Source organism: Mycobacterium sp. NGS40 (genome assembly GCF_059812735.1).
Genome location: NZ_JCALDG010000069.1, coordinates 1 through 3,765 on the forward strand (window position 1 = coordinate 1; position 3,765 = coordinate 3,765).

4 protein-coding genes and 1 pseudogene are annotated in these 3,765 nt (G+C 65.6%); 3 read left to right on the forward strand and 2 right to left on the reverse strand.

What is annotated here, in order from left to right; all coding sequences use genetic code 11:
• Positions 1 to 119 precede the first annotated feature (119 nt).
• A pseudogene (locus tag AC5Y5O_RS31790) lies at positions 120 to 623 on the forward strand (IS21 family transposase); the annotation flags it as partial.
• 1 nt (position 624) lies between these two features.
• Here the strand turns inward: AC5Y5O_RS31790 and AC5Y5O_RS31795 are convergent.
• Positions 625 to 1,695: an IS110 family RNA-guided transposase gene (locus tag AC5Y5O_RS31795; RefSeq protein WP_198049006.1), complete on the reverse strand. Its 1,071-nt coding sequence runs from the start codon at positions 1,693 to 1,695 to the stop codon at positions 625 to 627.
• A 239-nt stretch (positions 1,696 to 1,934) separates the two neighbouring features.
• Between AC5Y5O_RS31795 and AC5Y5O_RS31800 the strand changes: the two genes are divergently transcribed.
• The gene (locus AC5Y5O_RS31800) at positions 1,935 to 2,702 is read left to right on the forward strand and encodes a Mu transposase domain-containing protein (RefSeq protein WP_407067538.1); all 768 of its coding nucleotides are present in this window, start codon (positions 1,935 to 1,937) and stop codon (positions 2,700 to 2,702) included.
• On the opposite strand, the gene AC5Y5O_RS31805 is transcribed toward AC5Y5O_RS31800, so the two are convergent.
• Positions 2,699 to 2,830, reverse strand: coding sequence for a hypothetical protein (locus AC5Y5O_RS31805; RefSeq protein ID WP_407067539.1), 132 nt, complete (start codon positions 2,828 to 2,830; stop codon positions 2,699 to 2,701). The genes AC5Y5O_RS31800 and AC5Y5O_RS31805 overlap by 4 nt on opposite strands.
• A gap of 133 nt (positions 2,831 to 2,963) precedes the next feature.
• Between AC5Y5O_RS31805 and istB the strand changes: the two genes are divergently transcribed.
• On the forward strand, positions 2,964 to 3,765 hold an 802-nt coding region (istB, locus tag AC5Y5O_RS31810), incomplete at its 3' end, for an IS21-like element helper ATPase IstB (RefSeq protein ID WP_500028726.1).

The following is a 3,765-nucleotide window of genomic DNA, read 5'->3' on the forward strand; positions in this document are numbered from 1 at the left end:
GGTCTGATTTGGCCCCACTTGTTCGACACGCCGTGATGGTTGCGACGGCTTGATTTGGCCCCACCCCAGCGTGATCGGTGTCCGGATAGTCCGGATTGCCGGTCATGGAGGTGTGAGGCGTGCGGAGGGCGAGGTCGAAGGTGGAGCAGTTCGCGGCGATTCGGCGTGATCACCGGGTCGAGGGGTTGTCGATCCGGGCGTTGGCCGATAAGCACGGGGTGCATCGGCGCACGGTGCGCCAGGCGCTCGAGTCGGCGGTGCCGGCGCCGCGCAAGACGGCGGCGCGGACAGCGCCGCGGTTGGAGCCGTTCAAGGCGGCGATTGATGAGATGTTGCGCAGCGATCTGGACGCCCCTAAGAAGCAGCGCCACACCGCGCGGCGGGTCTTGGCCAGGTTGGTCGATGAGCATGGCGCGCAGGCGTTGTCGTACTCGACGGTGCGTGATCATGTCCGCAAGCGGCGCCCGCAGATTCTGGCTGAAGCAGGCCGGCCGTTGGAGTTGGGGTACGTCCCACAGACTTACGAGCCGGCCGCTCAGGGCGAAGTCGACTTCCACGACCTGTGGGTGATTCTTGCTGGGGTGAAGACGAAAACGGCGCTGTTCACCATGCGTTTCTCCTATGTCAAGCCGCTGCCGGTTGGCAAGGCTTTGTTCGGATGTTGTGGTCGGTGTGGAGGTGATGGAAGACCACTCTGGCGAGGCGGCGTTTGAGGCAGCGCAGGGCCTCGGTGCTGGAGTCGCCAGCGGCCAGACGGCTGCGGTAGTAGGCCTGTCCCAGGCCGTCGAGACGGATCTGGGTGACCGCGATGCGGTGCAGAGCGGCGTTGAGTTGGCGGTTGCCGGTGCGGGTCATCCGGACCCGGCCGACGGTGTTGCCTGACCACACCGGGATAGGCGCCACGCCGGTGTGCCGGGCGAACGCCGCTTCGCTTTTGAAGCGGGCGACCCCGGCGGTTTCGCCGATGATCTTGGCGGCGGTGAGCTCGCCGCAGCCGGGCATGGCGAGCAACGCCGGAGCGATCGCGCGGACACGCTCGCCGATCCGTTTCGCCAAAGCATTGATGGCCTCGGTGAGTCGGGTGATGTCGGCCAACTCCTCGCGGGCCAACTCGGCCACCAGACCGGGCTGGGCGGCCAACCAATCACCGAGCATCCTGCGGTGCTTGGCCAGATCCAGCGACGCCGGTTTCGGCGCCTGGCCAGGATCTAATTCGTGCACTCTCCACAACAACCGGTTGATCGTCGAAGTGCGTTGCCCCACAAGGTCTTCACGCCGATCCACCAGCAGCTTCAACTCCCGCGACAGTTCATCGTGGGAAGCCACCGGAAGATCGGGCTCACGCAGGTAGGCCCGCGCGACGGCCAACGCGTCAATCGGATCAGACTTGCCCCGCGTACGAGCCGAGGCCCGGGTCTGGGCCATCAACTTCGACGGGACTCGTACCACCTTCTGATCGGCGGACAACAAATCGCGCTCTAAACGCGCTGACAAGTGTCGGCAATCCTCAATCGCCCACACCAGCTCGACACCGAACTGAGTGCGAGCCCATCGGATCGCCTGGTGATGACCTACCGTAGTGGCCTCGACGACCTTCTCGCCGATTTTGCGGCCCACCTGATCCACGGCGACAAACGTATGCGTGCGCTTGTGGACATCGGCTCCAACAACAACCATGGAGGTTGCCTCCTTCACTGTGAGGTGACGGTTGGGCCGGTCGGCGGACACATCTCAGTGGGGGCGATGCCACGCTCCTATCAAGTCACGCCGGCCGGTCCTTCACACCTGATGCCGACAAAACGCATGAACGCCAACCCGAAGGCGGCAACGAGCCTACGAGCCAAACACCAGGCGATCAGGATCCAACCACCGCAACAAGCGGCAACCTCACCCTGACACTGAGGTTGTCCTACTCGGGCCGGGCAGCGCATCGGGTGTCTGTGACCGCCGGTCAGGAAGCGTTTTTGGAGGGCCACGTTCATGCATTCGAACGGCTCGGCGGTGTCCCGGTGGACAAGATCCGCTACGACAACCTCAACAGCGCGGTCAAACAGGTGCTGTTCGGGCGCTCGCGGCAGGAGAACGACCGCTGGATCGCCTTTCGCTCCCATTACGGATTTGAGGCCTGGTACTGCCAGCCCGGACACGAGGGCGGGCGGTTTCGCCGCAACCACTGCGTGCCGATGCCGGTGGTGAACTCCATCGATGAACTCAACGCCCTGCTGGAAGCCGCCGATGACGCTGATGACGCCCGCCGGATCGGCAACCGGGCCACCAGCGTGGCCCAGGACTGGGCGATGGAGCAGACCCTGCTGCGGTCGCTGCCCAGCGAGGCGTTCGACACTACGCTGACCCTGACCCCGCGGGTGGACCGCTACGCGCAGGTGATGGTGCGGTGCAACCAGTACTCGGTGCCGGCCCGTTTCATCGGCCATCGGCTGCGGGTGAAGCTGTCGGCCTCGACGGTGACCGTCATGACCGCACTGTGGTGGTGGCCCGCCATCAGCGGGCGATCGGCAAGTGCGCCAAAGTCCTTGATCTGGATCACTATCTGGAGATCTTGTTGCGCAAGCCCGGCGCGCTATCCGGGGCGACCGCGTTGTCACAGGCCCGTGCGGCCAAGGTGTTCACTGCCGGGCACGAGCGATTCCGGGCCGCCGCCCGCAGGGCCCACGGCGACGCGGCGGGCACCCGTGCCCTAGTGGAAGTCCTGTTGCTGCACCGTCACCTCGACCGGGCTCGCCGGGATCACCGCCGCCCTGGCGGTCGGCTCGGTCAACCCCGATGTGGTCGCCCTGGAGGCCCGCAAGGCCACCGAGCGCCGAACCACGCTTCCTGCAGGCGATGTGGTTCAGCCCGGCGCGCAGGTGCTGGTCCTGGCCGCCCACCGCGCCGGGGTGCCCCCACGCGCAGCCGCTGCCCTGCATGGACAAATACGACATCCTGCTCGGCAGGGAGACCTCATGACCGCCCGACGCGCAGTCACCGAGCAGGCCGCCACCGCGGCCATTGAGCAGGGCTGCCGCATGCTGCGACTGCCCACCATCCGTGACCGGTTCAGCGAGATCGCCGCCACCCCCGCGCAACGTGAACATCTGACCTATCTCGAGTTCCTCTCCGAGTTGGTGATTGCAGAATGCGACGACCGCACCCGCCGCCGCGCGGACCGGCGTATCCGCGACGCCGGCTTCCCCCGCCCTAAACGCTTGGAGGACTTCTTTTATGAGGCCAACCCCGCCATCAACCCCGCGATCATCGGCCAGCTGGCCAGCTGCGACTGGGTCAAAGCCGGATACCCCTTGTGTTTGATCGGTGACTCCGGCACCGGGAAAAGTCACCTACTCATCGCCCTGGGCACCCTGGCCGCCGAAGCCGGCTACACCGTCCGCTACACCCTGGCCAGCAAGCTGGTCAATGAACTCGTCGAAGCCGCCGATGACAAACACCTGACCAAACTCATCACCCGCTACGGCCGCGTCGATCTGCTCCTGGTCGATGAACTGGGATACCTGCAACTGGACCGCCGCGGCGCCGAGCTGCTCTTCCAAGTCCTCACCGAACGAGAAGAACGCTCCGCGATCGCCATTGCCTCCAATGAGCCGTTCTCCTCCTGGACGAAGACCTTCACCGACCCCCGACTCTGCGCCGCCATCGTCGACCGGCTCACCTTCGCCGGACAGATCATCGAAACCGGCAGCACCTCCTACCGACTCGCCCACGCACGAAACGCGAAACCCCCCAACACGACCGGGGCCAAATCAAGCC